Below are 19,443 nucleotides of genomic sequence, written 5' to 3' on the forward strand. Positions count from 1 at the left end.
AAATAAATTCGTTGAACAAAAAGATCATTTTAAAAAAAGGTAAGGAAGCCTCAATTGTCCGTAAACATCCTTGGGTTTTCTCTGGTGCAATCCAAAAAATGGACAATGGAATTGCTAATGGTGAGATCGTTCAAGTAATTGATTTTAAAAATGCAATTCTTGGATTTGGTCATTATCAAATGGTAGGAAGCATTAGTGTTCGGATGTTGCAATTTGGGGAAGAAGAATTTTCCGAAAATTTATTTGAAGAAAAGTTTCAAAAGGCATTTGATCTTAGAAAGGATTTGGGAATAATTAACAAGGAAACGAATTGTTATAGATTAATCCATGGGGAAGGCGATAACTTGCCTGGTCTTATTATAGATATTTATGATAAATGCGCTGTAGTTCAATGTCATTCATATGGAATGTTTCTTTCCATTAATACAATACATGAGGCACTTGAAGCAGTTTATAAAGGGAAACTTAAAACTATTTTTTGCAAGAGTGCGGCAACTTTATACAATGATCATAGCAAAGAGGGAGATTTCTTTTTGAAAGGTGATCAGACATCGGCTGAAGTCATTGAAAATGGACATAAATTCTCAGTAAATTGGGTAGAAGGGCAGAAAACCGGTTTTTTCCTAGACCAAAGAGACAACAGAGCCTTAGTAGAAACTTTGTCTAAAGGAAAGCGCGTATTCAATGCTTTCTGTTATACTGGTGGATTTTCTGTGTATGCACTTGCAGGTGGAGCGCGTCAAGTCATTAGTATAGACTCATCCCTCAGGGCAATGGATCTTGTCGATCAGAATATTTTGAGTAATAAATTCGATGGCGAAAACCACATATCCAAAAAATCTGACGTCATGGAATGGCTCAAGATTCAAAAAGATGAAAGTTTCGAAATGGCTATCGTCGATCCCCCTGCCTACGCAAAGAACCACGCGCACAAACACAAGGCCTCTATGGCATATAGAAGGTTGAATGCGGAAGCTCTAAGGACAGTTAAAAAAGGTGGATTCCTGCTTACTTTCAGTTGTAGTCAGGCCATCGATAATGCCACATTCAGAAGTATTGTCTTTGCAGCAGGCATAGATTCAGGTAGAAATATCCAAATCCTCAAAAACCTGTCTCAAGGACCTGATCACCCTGTGAATCTATATCATCCGGAAGGGGAATATCTGAAAGGATTGTTGCTGAGAGTGGAGTAGGGTAATGAGTAATCGGTAATCGGTAATCAAAATATTAATTAACAATTAACAACCATCAGCGAACGCGTTCAAATATCTTTTTTTCACTCCCTCCATTATGTAGCATCAATCTTGATCCATCGCAGGAATATAAAGTAGTTGCATCTTGTCCACTGGCATCATCTTTTAGATACAGAGTTTCCCCTTCGGTATACCAGGTTCCATGATCTGGATTGTCCTCATTACTTTTAGCAGAAGTGGTCATACCAGCACTTGCGCCTGTCCATGATAATGCTGTGCCGTCGGCATTAAACTGCATAAAATAGTCGGTTGAAAAGGACATATATGAATCTCCGCTACCTGAACTAAAAGTCTCATTATTCCTCCAAGTGCCGACTAGCATGGGATTTTTTTCTTTATTATTAATACCAGATGGATTGTTTGAAGCATTCTTGCTTTCGGTAACGCGTTGCATTGCCAGTGTTAATACCTGATTGTTCATTTCTGGCAAAGTAAAAGCAATAACAAACTGATCTTCATTGATTTGCGCAACAAATGAATATTCTTTACTAACTTCAGTGTCATGTATAATACCATTGCACGTATTTCCGTCGATAATACCATCGAATCCATCTGATTGTCCATTAATTACCAAGATACCATCTAAATTATTTCCTTTAACTTTAATTTCAGCAGAAGAAATGATTCCATTACTATTGCCAGAAAATTTGCCTGCAAATGGAGATTTATCTGGCTTATTTTCTTCTTTATCAATTGCTTCAACAGATGTATTTTGATTTTCGCTATCACTTACCTGTTTAGAATTATCATTACTGCACATTGCAAAAAGTAAAAAAGAAATGAAGGCTAAGTATTTCATGAGGCAAAGGTTAGTAGATTAGGAGGTTCGAATAAAATTACTACGACAAGACATTGATTAACGATTACAGATTATGTATAACTGGCTTTAAGCATTATGCTTTAAACTTTAAGCCGGTAAAGGACATAATATTTGGTTTGATTTCTTTACTAAAATGCGCTCAATTCACAATCTTCAATTTTGCTACCAACTTCCATCTTTGCAATATTACTCATTACTCATTACTCATTACTCATAATTTAGTGTCCATTAAAACCAATCTTTTTTCTCGTAAAGACCAGATCTTCTGACTTCAACTTCAGAAATGAAACATCGTCAATTGAGATTATATTAACCTTTTTCTTACCTATAACTACAATTGCTTCTTTTACCATTCGAAGATTATGCTTTTTAATTATTTCATCTACAATAAGCCTGATAGTGCGGGCATTGCCAAAATACTTATCTCTATACTGATAAATGAATTCTATGTAATTTGTTAAATGCTGTGCAGCTTTTTCAGAGATCCTAAAGTTATTATCCGCTAACATTTTTTTAGAGATCTGCATTAACTCATCAGGATTGTAATCGTAAAATTTCATCGTTTTATCAAAACGGGAGGACAGACCTGGATTAGACTTAATAAAAGTATCCATATTGTCAGGATATCCAGCTGCAAATACAAAGAACTTGCCCCGGTCATCTTCCATTCTTTTCAACAAAACTTGAATAGCTTCATTGCCAAAATCATTAAATGAAGCACCACCTAAAGCATAGGCCTCGTCAATAAAAAAGAACTCCTCCTACAGCTTCATCTATTTTTTCTGTTGTCTTGATAGCTGTCTGTCCCACGAAACCTGCTATAAGTCCCTGACGGTCAGTTTCTACCAAATGTCCTCTTTCTAAAATACTCAACGCTTTAAATAATTTGGCGAGAATCCTTGCTACTGTCGTTTTGCCGGTGCCCGGGTTACCAATTAGCATGGTATGAAAGAAATATTTGTGCAGTAGATTTTCTCCGTGACTTCTCTTAAAGCGGACTATATCTATGATCTCATTGATATCTTTTTTAATCTCGTCCATTCCTATCAATGCGCTCAATTCATTTCTTGCTTCAGTTAACAGAATTTCATCTATTGGAATGTTAGGAAGGGCAGGGGTGATAACTTCTTTTATCTTGATAATATCATTTTCATTAATGATACTCAATTGATCGTCATTCATTTTTTCAGGATTGGCCTTTGCCATGACCCTGATACCAAGATTAATTTTGGCCTTTTCGACTAGATCATAGACAAACCGAGCGTTACCAAATGTTTTATCCTTTTTTCGGAAAGCATCCAAGATGATCTCATCAAGTAACATTTTAGATTTAACTGTAAACTTCACTTTGAGTTCCATAGCTACAAAATCGGCGATTTCACTAAGTTCTTGAGGCAAATAATCAGGAAAATCATAATACATTTTGAATCTGCTATTCAATCCCGGATTGGAATTCAAAAAATGCTTCATCTCTTTTGGATATCCTGCTACAATGACTGCAAAATCACAATTTGGATTAGACATTTCTTTCACCAATATTTCTATGACTTCCCGTCCAAAATCTTTAGAATCATCATTTGTTCTAGCCAAAGCATAAGCTTCATCTATAAACAATACGCCGCCTTTGGCCTGCTCTAAGGCAATTTTAACCTTTGGAGCTGTCTGTCCAATATACTCTCCCACTAAATCTACTCTGTCTACTTCATGCACATGACCTTTCGATAGCAGCCCCATTTTTTTATAAAGTTTTCCTATAAAGCCGGCTATTGTTGTCTTTCCTGTTCCCGGATTGCCAATAAATACGGAGTGTATATTTAACTTTGCTGAACTCTCAAGACCTTTACGTTTTCTGATCTCTAGAAAATTGAGATATGCAGCATGTTGTCTTATAGATTGCTTTATTTGGGACAATCCAATATATTTATCAATCCTTGACATTATATGTTCAAAGGTTTCCTCTTCCACATCGACTTCCTTAAATTCAAAAGGAATCAATGGATCATTTAAATAAACTGAAGGGAACCCTTCATTGAAATATTCATCAACTGTAAAGGGAACAATGGCAAGTAATCTATCCATGAAAACTACCTCGTAGGTATATTTGCCATGTTTCCAGTTTCCTTTGACATTAGTACCCCAACCGGCAGTTATATTAATCGTAGCATCATCTTTTTTTACATTAAGCAGTCGCACGATTTGCCCTTTAAGTTCCCTGCTGCTATTGTAAATCCGCACAAAAACTTCACATTGCCAGTACTTGAAAAGTAGGTTATCAAAAAATAGTTCGAGATATATCAATTGAGTTTCAGAACCTGAGAATTCAGTATAGTAAGTCCTCTCATCTTCAGGGACATCACCATAAGGACCTTCATAAAGTCGTACAGATTTTAGTGTGAAGTAAGGGTTTTCTTCTTCCGTGATAGGTAATTCAGCATCAACAACATAAAAGTATTTTGTTCCTTCTTTTTCACCATTGATGTATACTTCCCAATAGTAATTTCCTTGTTTCCAGAAGTGTCCTTCCTGTTTGCTACCCCAACCTTCTCGTAGATAGACGACAGAATCATATTTATATATGGTACGGTCAAAATGTAGAGAGCATATTTCTGTACGTTGATTATTTTCAATTGCTTGGAAGCATTTTAGATCGATCTTGGCAGACCAATCCTCTTCATCATAGAATTTGTTTATAAACGACAATTCTGCATAAATATAACTAACTTCATATTTATCAAATACCTGACGATACTTTTTTTGATTATCAATAAGCCATTCAGTTGAAGCATAGCACTTTAGTTCCTTGAATTTGTACTTCTTCTTTAACTGCGGCATTTCAATTTGGGACATAAATGGTTGTATTTAGTTTGCAGTATTATTGTAATGCAATATAGTATTTAAATTTAAAAATTCCCGAATGACAAGCTATATTTATAAAATAATTAATATTATTATTCCAATTCTTAAACTATGTATATCATTGCTTAAACTAATTATCTAAGTTCCAAAACAATAAAAAAAGAAATTAAGTTTTGAACAAATTATTGCTTTGTTGACTTTAACACATACATTTGCAAACTGAATTATGGCAAGAGTAACATTTAAATTTGAAGACGGTCAACCAGATGTCGTCGTAGAAAAAGCAGAGGAAGGCCTAAGCATTCTGGAAATTAGTGAAGAAAATGATGTTCATCTCAATCATAATTGTGGTGGTGTTTGTGCTTGTAGCACATGTCATGTATACATTCATCAAGGAGAGGATGATCTGGAAGAAATTTCTGATAAAGAGGAAGACTTTATTGATAGAGCGATAAACCCTAAATTAAATTCGCGATTAGGTTGTCAGTGTATTATCTTAAGTGATGATGCTGACATAATAGTTGAAATACCTGACCAAGGAGGAATTATCGGTCATGAACATTGAGGTAAGAAGGTGAGAAAGTGAGAAGCTTGCCTGCCAAAGCCAAAGCGGCGGCAGGGTGAGAAAGTGAAGCCGTTTGAGTTATAGACAGCTATACTTTGTAAGTTATTCTAATTTCTAACTTCTAATTTTATTTAAAGTAGGATGTTAATAGTAGAATTATTAATTTTTGAATGTGTCCTAATATCTGACACAATATAACCAGGAAGAAAGAATGAAAGTACTAGATAATATGCCGATAACATGGACCGACCATGAAGATGTGGCCATGAGCCTTTATGAGAAATTTGGTGATGAGTTCACAGAAAGTAAGATCTATAGAATTCGTTTTACAGAATTGATTGAGTGGGTTCTTTCACTGCCAAATTTTACAGGCACCAGGGAAGAATGTTCTGAAGGAAACCTGGAACAAATCCAATCGCAATGGGTATATGAATGGCGCGATAATCAATAATTTCTATGGAAATATTTGAAAAACTTCGTTTAATAAAATCATTTGTATTCGATGTAGACGGTGTATTAACAGACAATACTGTCCACGTTTGGGAAAATGGAGATCAGACACGTACTATGAATGTGCGAGATGGTTTTGCTTTGAAAAGAGCTATCGATTGTGGATATAAAGTTTGCATTATTACCGGAGGCAATAGCAAAGGCGTTATTAGCAGACTAAATGGTCTTGGCATAACTGATATTTATAGTAAAGTATCAGACAAAGTTGGAGCTATGGCCACCTACATGGAAAGCAAAGAACTTAATCATTCTGAAATTTTGTACATGGGCGATGACATCATGGATCTTACGGTCATGAAAGCAACTGGAGTGGCCGCAGCCCCAAGCGATGCAGTTTCTGAAATATTGGACATAGCTCATATCATTTCAACTAAAGAAGGTGGAAAAGGCTGTGCCAGAGAAGTTATTGAGCAAACTATGAAGCTTCAGGGAACGTGGACGATGAAGCATGAGGGCGAGGTGTCGGGAGTGTAATCTAGGTCGCTTCACTTTGGTCATTAGTCTTTAGATCGCTATGCTTTAGGCATCAGAAATATAAACAATGGCTTAGTGTAGTAACTTTTTAGCGCTTTGGCATTTTAGCTAAATACGTAAATGAGCATATTCTTTGCAAACTGGTGCACTTTTCTCTGGTTAACTGGTGCACTATTTAGCGTATTTGCACTTTAGCGCTTTGGCATTTTAGCTAAATACGTAAATGAGCATATTCTTTGCAAACTGGTGCACTTTGCACTGGTTAACTGGTGCACTGTTTATTTTATTGTTTAATTTTGGTTGACTTTCTCACCTTCTCACCACTTCACTTTTTAACTTTCTCACTTACTTTAACTCCGAACTTATATCTTAGCGCCCGGAATGAAATTTATAATCAATAGCATTAAACTTATCAGGCCGTTGAACGCAATTATTGTATTCGCAACGCTGATGGTTGTCAGGTATATTCTGACTGCATCATTCGATATGTTTGGTCTAGAACCCACTATCTTCATTTGGGATTATTTGTTGATGATCATTATAGGAATGTGGATCCTTGGGTCAGGAAATGTAATCAATGATATTATAGATCAGGAAATAGACATGATCAACAAACCTAAAAAAGTCATCATTCCTCACAAAATATCGAACAACCAGGCATTATTTATATACTGGAGTATGAACGCTTCTGCAATTATTTGTTCTGCATATCTGGCATACAAGTATCAGGTAAATAATTACCTACTGGTGCCATTTCTTTCTATCGCATTGCTATATGTGTATTCCAAATGGCTTAAGAAGTCACTATTCTTTGGAAATTATGTAATCGCTTTTTTATGTGCTGCATTACCTGTAGTTGGTTTTATGGTAGAACAATACAATCTGGACATCATTCGTCTAAAAAGTTATGATACGTATATCCTAATCATCTACCAGATCATATGCATGGTAACTTTTAGTTTTCTTTTAGTGCTGTGTAGGGAATTAGTCAAAGATTGTGAAGATGTGGAAGGCGATGCTTCAGCTGGTGCCCGCACGATACCGATAAAATATGGTATTCCATTTTCTAGAAAACTTATGTTGTTCTATATACTTACATATCTGATTGTTTTTGCCGTCACCAATTATCTTCGCTATGGGTTAACTCATAGTTTTAATCTTTTCCTATGGTCAGTGGTATATATAGTGCTGGTTGTAGCAAGTTTTCTTTTCCTTTTAAATAAATATAAGGATATTATATTTTTCAAAAAAATGAGTAGTATGATTAAGATTTACCTTATTATGGGATTACTATTCATGCTAATAAATTAATATGCTTAACCTCAAGAATCACAAGATTTTCCTCGCTTCCAAGTCTCCCAGACGTTCAGAGCTTTTAGCCCAGGCAGGAATTCCATTTGAAATATTTACAAAGGATGTAGAAGAAATTTATCCAAATGATCTTAATGTTTATCTCGTTCCAGAATTTCTTGCAAAACTAAAGGCAGATGCAAGTGTGGAAGTTCTAAATACTGACTTCAACATCATTATTAGCGCTGACAGTGTGGTCATATGTAATGAAGAAATCATTGGTAAACCCAAAGATTACGACGATGCTAAAACTATCATTGCAAAACTTTCAAACAATTGGCATACTGTCGTTACTGGAGTATGTATAAAATCAATATCAAAGGAAGTGGTTTTTAGTGAAAGGGCTGAAGTCTTATTTTACCCTTTAAGTTCAGCTGAGATTGAGTATTACGTTGAAACCTTTAAGCCATTGGATAAAGCAGGCGCATATGGTATTCAGGATTGGATCGGACTTTGTAAGGTCAAAGAAATCAAAGGTAATTTTTCCAATATCATGGGACTGCCTATGAGCAAACTGTACCATGAGCTAGAGAGGTTTATCGGGTGATGGGGTGATGGGGTGATCAAATGATCGGGTGATGACGAGCTAATGGAATACTTCGAAATATCATTACCTCTTTACCTAAAGAATATGCTTTCTAAGTTACTCCAATAATCAATTAAATCATAATCATAAGCTTAATCATTGGTTCAGACAATTAATCGGATAATCGGATAATCGGTTGATAGGGTGAAATGGCGATGCCCATCTTCAATTTATATAGGTGCATGTGCAATGCATTGCACATCTCCTCTTAATAAATTGATTTATTCTAAATAATCGGCTCATAATATTCCTCCTCATCATATTTTTGTAGAACTTTGCCCAAGCTAATTTCTTCATTGTGCATAGCTTCCAGCGCATATTTAAGCAGATCTTCATCAATAGCTGCGAGCACCTTTTCATTGGAATCAAAAGCATGTATCTCAGGTAATCGGAAAGTCAGGTGAACGAATTTCCCTTCAAGTTGAATTGAATATTTCAAAGCATTTTTAAAAACTGTGATTTTGTACTTCTTGTGAGGAATGTCCGCTATTATTCTCATCTCTTTATATATATTTAGATGGCAAATTTAGAATACAATTTAAATATATCTATTATCATACCTGTTTTCGAAAAAGATATTTTTACTTTGTCCTGAATTTAAAATATATATAAAATGGAAATATTTGGTATTGGATCTAGGATTAGCCACCCATCTTATGGAGATGGAGTAATAATAAAATTAAATCCTGAAAACTACGAGATCTGTTTTATGACTTATGGTATTAAACAAATAAGTAAGTCTTTCAATAATTTCGCAATAATCGAAAGGATTGAACCAGTGGAAGAAGTTACATTTACGGAGGCCGAAAAGTCTTTGGTTCGTATTCTTCAACAATGGTCTGATGTTTCTGAAGTAGTGCCTTTAGGTGACAAATGGAAAGGCGGTATTCTTGAGATGAGGCCCAATAATCCTTCACTTAAACCTAAAGAAATGCCTATTGAAGCATTTTTCCATAAGATCGTAATGCTTAGAGATCGTGTCAGGGTGATGGAGCAAAGAATAAACAGTCATTCGATAATGACTGATGAAGACAAAGTCAACATGCAACAATATATTACCAGGATCTATGGTTCATTAACATCTTTTAATGTTTTATTCAAATATACTGAACATAATTTTGTGGGTGAAAAATCCTAGTATCAAAAAGGCAGGCACAACTATTTGGGCTTAAAATTATTTTAATCCTATTCTAATACACTATTCTTATGAAAGGAATTCTTGCTTTAGCAGGCGCATTAATACTAATGACCTTATCAATTACCTCTTGTCTTGTGACAAATGAGAGATATGATAAACTTACACCCGGAATCTGGCGTGGAGAATTATTCCTCGATGAAAGTAATCCTTTGTCTAAAAATATTTCTAAAGTAGGCAACGATCAGGATATAACATTCAAAAATGCCTTTACTGAGGGTGTTCTTCCATTCAATTTTGAGGTAAGTTACTTGGAAGGAGATAGCTTAAAGATTGACTTTATTAATGGGGAACAGCATGTAGCAGTTGATGAAATTTTATATGGCAGAAACAGACAAAGTGGAAAAGATACTATTAGAATGAATTTTTTGGCTTTTGATACATATATAAGAGCTGAAATCGAAGATGGCATGATGACAGGAGCTTGGTATAATCCTCGAAAAAATTGGCGGATACCTTTCAGAGGACTCGCCGGTAAAAAACACAGATTCACGCTAATGGAAGAAAAGCCAACACAAGATATATCTGGTAAGTGGCCTACGGTATTTACATATGAAGATGGTGCTGATACAGCACTAGGAGAATTTAATATGAATGTAAATAATTTGACAGGAACCTTTGCATCTACAACTGGTGATTATGGTTATTTGGACGGGACCGTGCAGCATGACAAAATCTATTTAAGTAAATTCGATGGAGGTCATGCGTATTTAATTACAGGTAAGATCATCGATAAAGACAATATGGAAGGTATCTATATGTCAGGTAAAACAGGCAGAGCAACATGGAAGGCGGTACGAGATGATAAGGCTAAATTGGCGGATGTGAGCAAAATCGTTGGGGCAACTACCGATAAACCAATTAACTTTTCCTTTCCTGACGCTTCTGGAAAAATGGTAAGTCTTCAAGATAAACAATTTCAAGGTAAAGCAAAGGTGATCACTATTATGGGTACCTGGTGTCCCAATTGTAAAGATGAAGCTAACTTTCTAAAAGAATATCTGAATAAGAATAAATCACAAGATCTTGAAATAATCGCACTTTCTTTTGAAGCTTACGACTCGCCTGAAAAAGTAAATTCATTACTAACTAATTATAAGAAAGCTTTGAATATTCCATACACTGTCTTATGGGCTGGCAAAGTTGGAAAGGATGCTATAAAGAGCGTACCCTTTCTCACTGAAATAAAAGCTTATCCAACAATGATTTTTCTGGATAAAAACAACAGGATTGTAAAAACTCATACTGGATTTAGTGGTCCTGCAACCAGAGAATATGAAGATTTTAAAAAGGAATTTGCTAAAGATATTGAAAAAATCAATGCAATATGAAGACAATTTTAATCTCAGGAGGAGGTACTGGAATTGGAAAGGCAACGGCATTGATGTGTGCCAAAGCAATGAATTGTAATCTTATTTTGACAGGAAGGAGATTGGAGCCGCTCAATAAAGTAGCAGATACAATACACGAAGAAACTTCTTCCAAGGCATATATTTTCACTTTTGACATTCGAGACAAAGAAGCTTGCACAGAATTTTGGAATAATCTACCTGAAGATTTAAAACATGTAGATATTTTGATCAATAATGCCGGTTTGGCAAAAGGACTTGCTGAGATCCATGAAGGCGATACAGATCATTGGGATCAGATGATCGATACCAATGTAAAAGGTCTTTTATATCTTACCAGATTAGTCTCACCTCAGATGGTCGAGAGAAGATCAGGACACATAGTGAATGTGGGTTCTATAGCAGGGAAAGAAACATATCCAAAGGGCAATGTCTATAATGCTTCTAAATTTGCAGTAGAAGCTCTTACGCGTGCCATCAGGATGGATCTTTATAAATATAACATAAGAGTTTCATCAGTAAGTCCGGGTGCAGTGGAAGAAACTGAGTTTGCTATCGTCCGTTTCGATGGTGATGCTGACAAAGCAAAAATATATGATGATTACAAACCATTGAATTCATCAGATATTGCTGCTATGATCTATTTTATTATCAGCCAACCGGAACATGTCAACATTCAAGATATTTTAGTTACATCTACCCAACAAGGCAGCGCAATGCTTACAGATCGAAGTGGGCGGAAATAGATGCTAGACAATTGGCACTAGACATTAGATTCTTGAGGCCAGATGATAAAGTGAGATAGTTTGGAGTTTGTTAAGAGTTAAAGAATAAATAATTATTTTTAAAAATAAATTTGGTTGTTTAAAAATTATAAACGTAAGTTTGTCCCATAATTAGTAATAAATGAATTTTATAACAATACATTTCCATCATCATCATTGCGTAACTCGGATGAGGTGATATTGTTATATTTAAAAACATAAAATACAAAACCTGTCTGAGTAAAATCTGATGGGTTTTTTCTTTTTTAGTACTCCACAGTTTTACTCAGAATTAATTAGAATCAAATGAGTAAATTAAAAATTGCAATCCAGAAAAAAGGTCGGTTAAGTGAAGAAACTCTAAGCTTGTTTAGTGATTGTGGAATACACTTTTCAAACAATGACAGAAGGCTTATAGATGAAGCCAAAAATTTTCCGGTTGAGATTCTTTTCTTAAGAGATGATGATATCCCTCAATATGTCGAGGATGGGGTGGCTGACATAGGTATACTTGGTCTGAATGAAGTTTTGGAAAAAAATAAAAATGTGCAAATCACTGAATATCTAGGATTTGCTCAATGTAAATTATCTCTTGCTATTCCCAAAGAGGACACTTATACAGGAATAGAATACTTTAGGGAGAAGAAAATTGCTACCAGTTACCCTAAAATACTGATTGATTTTTTTGAAGAGAGAGCAATTCCCGTCAAGATTGAATCTCTGGGCGGATCCGTAGAAATTGCCACAAGTATAGGTTTAGCAGATGCAATATTTGATATTGTGAGTACCGGAAGCACACTGCTTATGAATGGTCTAAGAGAAGTGGAAGTGGTGCTAAAAAGCGAAGCGGTAATGATTTGCAATACCAATTTAGATGAGGAGAAGACTGCAATACTTGAAAAGTTAATATTTAGGACAAAGGCTGTCAGAAAGGCTAGGGAAAATAAATATATCTTACTAAATGCTCCAAACAATAAGATCAAAGAAATATGTGAACAATTGCCGGGAATGAAATCACCGACTATCATGCCATTAATTACTGAAGGCTGGAGCAGTCTTCATTCTGTGATCCGGGAAGATGAATTTTGGGACGTCATCCATAATTTGAAGAACCTTGGTGCAGAAGGTATTCTGGTGATTCCTGTCGAAAAAATGATCCTCTAAAAAACTATATAATGGAAGTGTATAAATATCCGCCAACATCAAGTTGGTCCAATTTGACCAAAAGGCCAAATAAAAATGCTGAAGATCTTGACTCACTGGTGGAAGAAGTTTTTCAAGCAGTCAGAGAAAGAGGTGATCAAGCAGTTTTCGAATATACCAAATTATTTGACAAGGTATCCTTACAATCATTGCATGTTTTGCCGGATGAAATTAATGATGCCAAAGAATTAATTTCGGAGGAATTGAAAATGGCCATTGAAATGGCTTATTCCAATATTTTTAAATTCCACGAAGCTCAAAAATCTGAAAAAAGGGTTATTGAAACTTCATCGGGAATCCGATGCTGGAGAATGGAGCGACCAATTGAAAAAGTAGGATTTTACATTCCGGGAGGCAGTGCTCCTTTATTTTCCACTATTCTTATGTTGGGAGTTCCTGCTACCATTGCTGGATGTTCTGAGATAATACTAATGACTCCACCTGATAAAAACGGTCAAATTCATCCTGCTATTCTTTATACCGCCAATAGAATTGGCATTACCAAAATATTTAAAGTAGGAGGTATACAAGCCATAGCTGCTTTGACTTTTGGAACGCAAAGTGTGGATAAGGTTTATAAAATTTTTGGACCTGGAAACCAATATGTAACTGCAGCTAAGTCATTCGCCCAGAGAGCCGGTATGAATATTGACATGCCTGCCGGGCCATCTGAAGTGTTGATCATCGCTGATAAAAGTTCAATTCCTACCTTTGTTGCTGCTGATCTCTTGGCTCAGGCAGAACATGGTCCTGATAGTCAGGTCATGTTACTTTCTGATGATATCGAAGTAATAGAGAGCATTTTGAAAGAGTTGGAGTTTCAATTATTAACCTTGCCGCGTAAGGAAATTACCTCTGAAGCACTTGTCAACAGTAAATGTATCCTCCTTACTTCCATTACAGATTGCATCGATTTTAGCAATCAGTATGCTCCGGAGCACTTGATCTTAGCCGTAGAGGATTCGGCCTATTATTTGGAAAAAGTAATAAATGCCGGTTCTGTTTTTCTTGGCAATTATTCATGTGAAAGTGTCGGTGACTATGCCAGTGGTCCTAACCATACTTTACCTACCAATGGCTTTGCCAGCTCTTATAGTGGAGTTTCTCTGGATAGTTTTATAAAAAAAATTTCTGTGCAGGATATAAGTGCCGTAGGACTCAAAAATATTGGTCCGGCAGTTGAAATAATGGCGGAGGAAGAAGGTCTTTTTGGACACAAAAATTCGGTTAGCATCCGATTGGATCAAATTAAAAGAGATAAGGAGAATGTTTGATATAGAAAAAATAGTTAGACCCAATATTTTAAAACTGAAACCATATAGTTCAGCCCGACACGAATTCGAGGGACGGTCAGGAATTTTTCTGGATGCCAATGAGAATCCCTATGGAATACACAACAGGTATCCGGACCCTACTCAAATTGAAGTCAGAAAATTGATCAGTAAAAAGAAAAATATTGCTATTGAAAACATCTGCCTGGGTAATGGAAGCGATGAGATCATTGATCTTGCTGTAAGGATATTCTGCGAGCCTCAGAAAGATAAGGTGATCATATGTCCTCCCACGTATGGTATGTATGAAGTCGTTGCAGCAATCAATGATGTAGAAGTTATTCATATTCCTTTGTTGAATGGATTTCAACCGGATGTTTCAAAGATATTTGCTACGGAAGCAAAAATGTTGTTTTTATGTTCACCGAATAATCCAACAGGTAATTGTCTGAATGGGATCGAGCAAATAATTCAAAATTTTAAAGGTATCGTTTTTGTTGATGAGGCATACATTGATTTTTGCAAGGAAAAATCGCTTATCCAACTGATTCATACTTACCCCAATCTAATCATATCACAGACATTCAGCAAGGCGTATGGACTGGCAGGGATCAGAATAGGAGCCGCCTTTGCCAATACTAAGATTATTGATTTGTTTTATAAAATAAAACCTCCGTACAACATCAATGAATTAAGCCAAAATCAACTGATTAAGTCACTTTCTGACTATAAAATATTTGAAGAAAACCTGGAAAATATTTTAGTACAAAAGACAAGGCTTATAGCTGCCCTGAAGGACGTTGAAATGGTGAAATGTATTTATCCCAGCGATGCAAATTTTATTCTATTAGAAGTAATTGATGCGGATGATTTGTATCAATTCCTCCTCACACATAATGTAATCATAAGAAATAGGAATTCAGTTATTCCGAATTGCATTCGTATTACTATTGGCAATGCATACGAAATCACACAATTAATTAATGCTATAAAATTATACCGCTAGATGAAAAAAATATTATTTATAGATAGAGATGGCACGCTAGTAAAGGAACCGCCAATTGACTTTCAGCTTGATAGTTTGGAGAAGCTTGAATTTATACCCGGCGTGTTTAAATACCTAAATAAAATAGTAGAAGAAGGTGATTATACTTTGGTGATGGTAACCAATCAGGACGGACTTGGAACTGACTCTTTTCCGGAAGCAACATTCTGGCCTGCGCACAATAAAATTTTACAAGCTTTTTCAAATGAGGGTATTGAATTTGATGAGCTGCTTATTGACAGGTCTGTGCCGGAAGAGAAGTCTGCATACAGGAAGCCTGAACTTGGAATGGTGCGTCCATATCTCAATAATAATTATGACCTAATAAACTCTTTTGTTATTGGTGACCGGGAAACAGATGTTCAATTTGCTAAAAATATTGGATGCAAGTCCATATACTTTAATGTTTCTAATTTATCTGAAGCAGATTACAATTGTATTTCATGGCAAGAAATATATGAGGTGATAAAAAACCAGCATCGTACAGCCCAAATAGAGCGAAATACAAATGAAACAAAGATTAAAGTAAAGATCAACCTGGATGGAACTGGGCAGCATAAGATTGTTACGGGAATTGGATTTTTTGATCATATGCTGGAGCAGATTGCAAGACATGCTCTTGTAGATCTATTTATTGAGACTAATGGTGACCTTCATGTAGATGAACATCATACTATTGAAGACACAGGAATTGCTCTTGGCATGTCTTTTAAAGAAGCATTGGGTAATAAAAAAGGAATAGAACGTTACGGGTTTTTGCTTCCAATGGATGATGCGTTGGCGCAAGTTGCAATTGATTTCGGCGGTAGAGCCTGGCTGGAATGGGATGCTGAATTTAAAAGAGAAAAAGTAGGAGATTGCCCCACTGAAATGTTTAAGCATTTTTTTAAATCGTTTTGTGATGGTGCTGCATGCAATTTAAATATAAAAGCAACAGGTGATAATGAGCACCATAAGATAGAATCCATATTTAAAGCATTTGCCAAAGTGTTAAAAATGGCTGTTTCTAAAACGAATAATTTTTCAATTCCAAGCACAAAAGGCATTTTATGATAGCAATAATAGATTATAATGCAGGAAATGCGACTTCATTATCCAATGTGCTGACTAATATGGGGTATGAGTGCGAGATCACTGCAGATTCTGATAAAATCAATTCCGCAGAAAAGGTAGTTTTTCCCGGTGTTGGTGAGGCATCTTCAGCCATGAAATATTTGAAAGAGAATGGTTTGGATCAAGTGATTATTAATCTGAAGCAACCCTTTTTAGGCATTTGTCTTGGCATGCAATTGATGTGTAAATTTTCTGAAGAAGGCGCCACTGATTGTCTGGGAATCTTTGACTGTAACGTCAAATTATTTCCGGCTCTGGATATCGTTCCCCATAATGGTTGGAATAATATGGAATCTATTGAAAGTCAATTATTTGCAGGTATAAACAATGTAGATGATGTATACTTTATACACAGTTATTATGCCGAAATCTGTGAATACACAATTTCTAAGTGTGATTATATTTTGCCATTCAGTGCTGCTTTGCAAAAAGATAATTTTTATGGAACTCAGTTTCATCCGGAAAAATCTGGCTTAGTTGGTCAAGTCATTTTACAGAATTTTTTAAAGCTATCATAATGAAAATAATTCCTGCAATAGATATAATGAGTGGAAAATGTGTCCGCTTATCGCAAGGTGATTTTAATAGTCAAAAGGTTTATAGTGATGATCCGGTTGTTGTGGCGCAACAGTTTGAACAACAAGGAATTAAATATCTTCATGTGGTTGACTTGGATGGTGCTCGTTTAGGCAAAACGATGAACTTAAAAGTATTAAAAGATATCGTTCAGAACACAAATTTAAAAGTTGATTTCAGTGGTGGAATTTCAGATGACTCAGCGATTGATAAGGCCTTCGAAAGCGGAGCAAACCAAGTCACAATAGGTAGTATGGCAATTAAAAATCCCGATTTATTTAGATCGTGGATTGAGAAATATGGAGTGGAGAAAATTATCCTTGGACTGGATGTCTTTGACGAACGAATTAAAATACGCGGATGGCTGGAAGATGCCAACCTGAATGTGTTTGAATATCTGGATGCGATACAAGAAGGTCAGTTGAAATATCTGATGTGTACCGACATTTCAAAGGACGGAATGCTTACCGGCCCTTCCTTTGAATTGTATAATCAACTGTTGATAAAATATCCATTTGAATTGATCGCAAGCGGAGGGATAACATCCACAGAAGATGTGTTGAAACTTAAGGCAATCGGCGCATCCGGAGCTATCATTGGTAAGGCCATTTATGAAGGATTAATAGACTTGGAGAAATTGAACGAAATATGTTAAAAAAACGAATAATTCCTTGCCTGGACATAAAAAATGGCAGAACAGTAAAGGGGATAAATTTTGTGAATTTGAGGGATGCCGGGGACCCTGTCGCATTGGCAACAAAATATATGATGGATGGTGCAGATGAATTAGTTTTCCTGGATATAACTGCTACAGTAGAGAATCGGTCGACGTTAATAGATTTGGTACAACGAATCTCTCGCGATATAAACATTCCTTTTACAGTAGGAGGTGGAATCAGGGCCATAAAAGATGCAGAGATGGCGGTGCAGGCAGGTGCTGATAAGGTAAGTATCAATTCAGCCGCCATATTGGATCCTGTATTGATAAATGGAATTGCAAAGAATTTTGGAAGCCAAAGTCTCACAGTAGCTATGGATATTAAGAAAATTAATGGCGAATGGAAAGTGTGTTCAAATGGAGGCAGAATCATCACAGAACTGAAAGTTATTGATTGGGTAACAGAAGTCGTTGATCGTGGTGCTGGAGAGATCTTGTTGACGGTGATGGACAATGATGGCTTGAAAAATGGTTTTTCGCTAGAAATCACCGGATTAATTGCGGAGAAAATTAATATCCCGGTCATCGCATCCGGTGGAGCCGGTTCAATGGAACATTTTAAAGATTTATTTGAAACAACTAAAGCTACGGGAGGACTTGCTGCCAGCATCTTCCATTATGGAGAAGTGAAAATACCTGATTTAAAAAAATACCTTTTTAAAGAAAAAATTCCGGTTAGATGTATATAGATTTTAATAAATCAGGTGGATTAGTACCTGTGATCATACAACATGGCGAAACCATGCAGGTATTGATGCTTGGTTATATGAATGAAGAAGCCTACAAAAAAACTGTCAGTGAAAAGATCGTGACTTTTTTCAGTAGATCCAAAAATGCTTTATGGACAAAAGGAGAAACGTCCGGCAATTTTCTGCGACTGGTCGAAGTACAACTGGATTGTGATAAAGATACACTTTTGATCAAGGTAATTCCCGAAGGTCCGGTGTGTCACAAAGGTTCATTTTCCTGTTTTGGCTCTAAGGAATCAAAGGGCTTTTTGTATGAAGTTGAAGAAACTATCCATAAACGAATAAATGAAGATGTTGCGGATTCATACACCAATCAACTTTATAAAAAAGGCGTCAATAAAATAGCTCAAAAAGTAGGAGAGGAGGCGGTGGAATTGATATTGGAGGCTAAGGACGACGATCTGGATTTGTTTAAAAATGAAGCTGCAGATCTGCTTTATCATTTGTTGATTTTGTTGAAGTATAAGAATGTGAAGTTGGAAGATATTGAGGAGGTATTGGTGGAGCGAAATAATAAACTGTAAATGCCCATTAGCTGATTGGCGGATTAGCGCATTAGCGGATAGATTGCATCAGGCATTAACTTACTTCCTGATTTGGATTAGGACTTTAGCATATTAGGTACATAAGATCATTCTGCACAAACTGGTTAACTGGTTAACTCACCACTGGTTAACTTATAGTTGGTTAACTCTTCGAACATAGTATATTAATTAAAGTGATGTGGTGTTAAAAACTTCCCCTCTTGAGGGGTGCCGACAGGCGGGGTGGCCTTTTGAAGTTGGTCGAAATTCCGACCCTATATATATGGGAACAATTATTTAATTAAAATTCATTATAACAAGAATCTCACCCCGGCCTTTGGCCACCCCTCAGCATGAGGGGAAGTATGGCCTTCGTTATTTTTTCCAATTATTAGTTTTGGTAATTGTAGCATTACGTGTAATTATAATGTCAACCTTTCAGGTTTTTAAATTGCTAGCAAATTGACTTTTGAGGCACTAAGCTATTAACTATAACAAATTATGTTATTAGGCTCATTCTGC

At 35.9% G+C, this 19,443-nt stretch carries 21 protein-coding genes; 17 read left to right on the top strand and 4 right to left on the bottom strand.

Annotated elements, in window-relative coordinates; translation table 11 throughout:
• The first annotated feature begins 11 nt into the window (after positions 1-11).
• Positions 12-1,193, top strand: coding sequence for a class I SAM-dependent rRNA methyltransferase (locus tag IPI15_RS05200; protein WP_287401202.1), 1,182 nt, complete (start codon positions 12-14; stop codon positions 1,191-1,193).
• Positions 1,194-1,248: 55 nt separating this feature from the next.
• Here the strand turns inward: IPI15_RS05200 and IPI15_RS05205 are convergent, their stop codons facing one another.
• The 3 genes from IPI15_RS05205 to IPI15_RS05215 all read right to left on the bottom strand — a co-directional run bounded on the left by IPI15_RS05205 (position 1,249) and on the right by IPI15_RS05215 (position 4,920).
• Positions 1,249-2,052: a lipocalin-like domain-containing protein gene (locus IPI15_RS05205; protein ID WP_287401203.1), complete on the bottom strand. Its 804-nt coding sequence runs from the start codon at positions 2,050-2,052 to the stop codon at positions 1,249-1,251.
• Positions 2,053-2,291: 239 nt separating this feature from the next.
• On the bottom strand, positions 2,292-2,741 hold the full coding sequence (locus tag IPI15_RS05210; RefSeq protein ID WP_287419388.1) for a P-loop NTPase family protein: 450 nt from the start codon (positions 2,739-2,741) through the stop codon (positions 2,292-2,294).
• A 73-nt stretch (positions 2,742-2,814) separates the two neighbouring features.
• Positions 2,815-4,920, bottom strand: coding sequence for an AAA family ATPase (locus IPI15_RS05215; protein WP_287419389.1), 2,106 nt, complete (start codon positions 4,918-4,920; stop codon positions 2,815-2,817).
• A gap of 235 nt (positions 4,921-5,155) precedes the next feature.
• Between IPI15_RS05215 and IPI15_RS05220 the strand changes: the two genes are divergently transcribed.
• The 5 genes from IPI15_RS05220 to IPI15_RS05240 all read left to right on the top strand — a co-directional run bounded on the left by IPI15_RS05220 (position 5,156) and on the right by IPI15_RS05240 (position 8,375).
• The gene (locus tag IPI15_RS05220; protein ID WP_287401205.1) at positions 5,156-5,494 is read left to right on the top strand and encodes a 2Fe-2S iron-sulfur cluster-binding protein; all 339 of its coding nucleotides are present in this window, start codon (positions 5,156-5,158) and stop codon (positions 5,492-5,494) included.
• A gap of 211 nt (positions 5,495-5,705) precedes the next feature.
• The gene (gene iscX / locus IPI15_RS05225) at positions 5,706-5,945 is read left to right on the top strand and encodes a Fe-S cluster assembly protein IscX (protein ID WP_287401206.1); all 240 of its coding nucleotides are present in this window, start codon (positions 5,706-5,708) and stop codon (positions 5,943-5,945) included.
• 5 nt (positions 5,946-5,950) lie between these two features.
• Complete coding sequence (locus IPI15_RS05230) at positions 5,951-6,478, top strand: KdsC family phosphatase (protein ID WP_287401207.1); 528 nt, start codon at positions 5,951-5,953, stop codon at positions 6,476-6,478.
• Positions 6,479-6,859: 381 nt separating this feature from the next.
• Complete coding sequence (locus IPI15_RS05235) at positions 6,860-7,789, top strand: geranylgeranylglycerol-phosphate geranylgeranyltransferase (RefSeq protein WP_287401208.1); 930 nt, start codon at positions 6,860-6,862, stop codon at positions 7,787-7,789.
• Position 7,790: 1 nt separating this feature from the next.
• The gene (locus IPI15_RS05240) at positions 7,791-8,375 is read left to right on the top strand and encodes a Maf family protein (RefSeq protein WP_287401210.1); all 585 of its coding nucleotides are present in this window, start codon (positions 7,791-7,793) and stop codon (positions 8,373-8,375) included.
• A 265-nt stretch (positions 8,376-8,640) separates the two neighbouring features.
• Here IPI15_RS05240 and IPI15_RS05245 read toward each other — a convergent pair whose 3' ends face one another.
• The gene (locus IPI15_RS05245) at positions 8,641-8,913 is read right to left on the bottom strand and encodes a hypothetical protein (RefSeq protein WP_287419392.1); all 273 of its coding nucleotides are present in this window, start codon (positions 8,911-8,913) and stop codon (positions 8,641-8,643) included.
• A 114-nt stretch (positions 8,914-9,027) separates the two neighbouring features.
• Here IPI15_RS05245 and IPI15_RS05250 point away from each other — a divergent pair, with 114 nt between their 5' ends.
• The 11 genes from IPI15_RS05250 (at position 9,028) to hisIE (ending at position 18,921) form a co-directional block, all read left to right on the top strand.
• On the top strand, positions 9,028-9,552 hold the full coding sequence (locus IPI15_RS05250) for a DUF8685 domain-containing protein (RefSeq protein WP_287401212.1): 525 nt from the start codon (positions 9,028-9,030) through the stop codon (positions 9,550-9,552).
• 68 nt (positions 9,553-9,620) lie between these two features.
• On the top strand, positions 9,621-10,940 hold the full coding sequence (locus IPI15_RS05255) for a peroxiredoxin family protein (protein WP_287419394.1): 1,320 nt from the start codon (positions 9,621-9,623) through the stop codon (positions 10,938-10,940).
• The gene (locus tag IPI15_RS05260) at positions 10,937-11,704 is read left to right on the top strand and encodes an SDR family NAD(P)-dependent oxidoreductase (RefSeq protein ID WP_287401214.1); all 768 of its coding nucleotides are present in this window, start codon (positions 10,937-10,939) and stop codon (positions 11,702-11,704) included. The genes IPI15_RS05255 and IPI15_RS05260 overlap by 4 nt, the downstream gene beginning before the upstream one ends.
• Positions 11,705-12,028: 324 nt before the next feature.
• Positions 12,029-12,886, top strand: coding sequence for an ATP phosphoribosyltransferase (hisG, locus tag IPI15_RS05265; protein WP_287401216.1), 858 nt, complete (start codon positions 12,029-12,031; stop codon positions 12,884-12,886).
• Positions 12,887-12,897: 11 nt separating this feature from the next.
• The gene (gene hisD / locus IPI15_RS05270; RefSeq protein ID WP_287419396.1) at positions 12,898-14,199 is read left to right on the top strand and encodes a histidinol dehydrogenase; all 1,302 of its coding nucleotides are present in this window, start codon (positions 12,898-12,900) and stop codon (positions 14,197-14,199) included.
• Entirely contained in the window at positions 14,192-15,202 is a 1,011-nt protein-coding gene (gene hisC / locus IPI15_RS05275) for a histidinol-phosphate transaminase (protein ID WP_287419397.1), read from the top strand. The genes hisD and hisC overlap by 8 nt, the downstream gene beginning before the upstream one ends.
• Positions 15,203-16,294, top strand: coding sequence for a bifunctional histidinol-phosphatase/imidazoleglycerol-phosphate dehydratase HisB (hisB, locus tag IPI15_RS05280; protein WP_287419398.1), 1,092 nt, complete (start codon positions 15,203-15,205; stop codon positions 16,292-16,294).
• Complete coding sequence (gene hisH / locus IPI15_RS05285) at positions 16,291-16,872, top strand: imidazole glycerol phosphate synthase subunit HisH (protein ID WP_287419400.1); 582 nt, start codon at positions 16,291-16,293, stop codon at positions 16,870-16,872. Before hisB ends, hisH begins: the two co-directional genes overlap by 4 nt.
• Entirely contained in the window at positions 16,872-17,585 is a 714-nt protein-coding gene (gene hisA / locus IPI15_RS05290) for a 1-(5-phosphoribosyl)-5-[(5-phosphoribosylamino)methylideneamino]imidazole-4-carboxamide isomerase (RefSeq protein WP_287419401.1), read from the top strand. The genes hisH and hisA overlap by 1 nt, the downstream gene beginning before the upstream one ends.
• Entirely contained in the window at positions 17,579-18,337 is a 759-nt protein-coding gene (gene hisF, locus IPI15_RS05295; RefSeq protein WP_287419404.1) for an imidazole glycerol phosphate synthase subunit HisF, read from the top strand. The genes hisA and hisF overlap by 7 nt, the downstream gene beginning before the upstream one ends.
• A complete protein-coding gene (gene hisIE / locus IPI15_RS05300; RefSeq protein WP_287419406.1) occupies positions 18,328-18,921 on the top strand; it encodes a bifunctional phosphoribosyl-AMP cyclohydrolase/phosphoribosyl-ATP diphosphatase HisIE in 594 nt (197 codons plus the stop codon). The genes hisF and hisIE overlap by 10 nt, the downstream gene beginning before the upstream one ends.
• Positions 18,922-19,443: the final 522 nt, after the last annotated feature.

The sequence above is a fragment of the Candidatus Brachybacter algidus genome, assembly GCF_016707225.1.
GTDB classification, from domain to species: Bacteria; Bacteroidota; Bacteroidia; order Chitinophagales; family Saprospiraceae; genus Parvibacillus; species Parvibacillus algidus.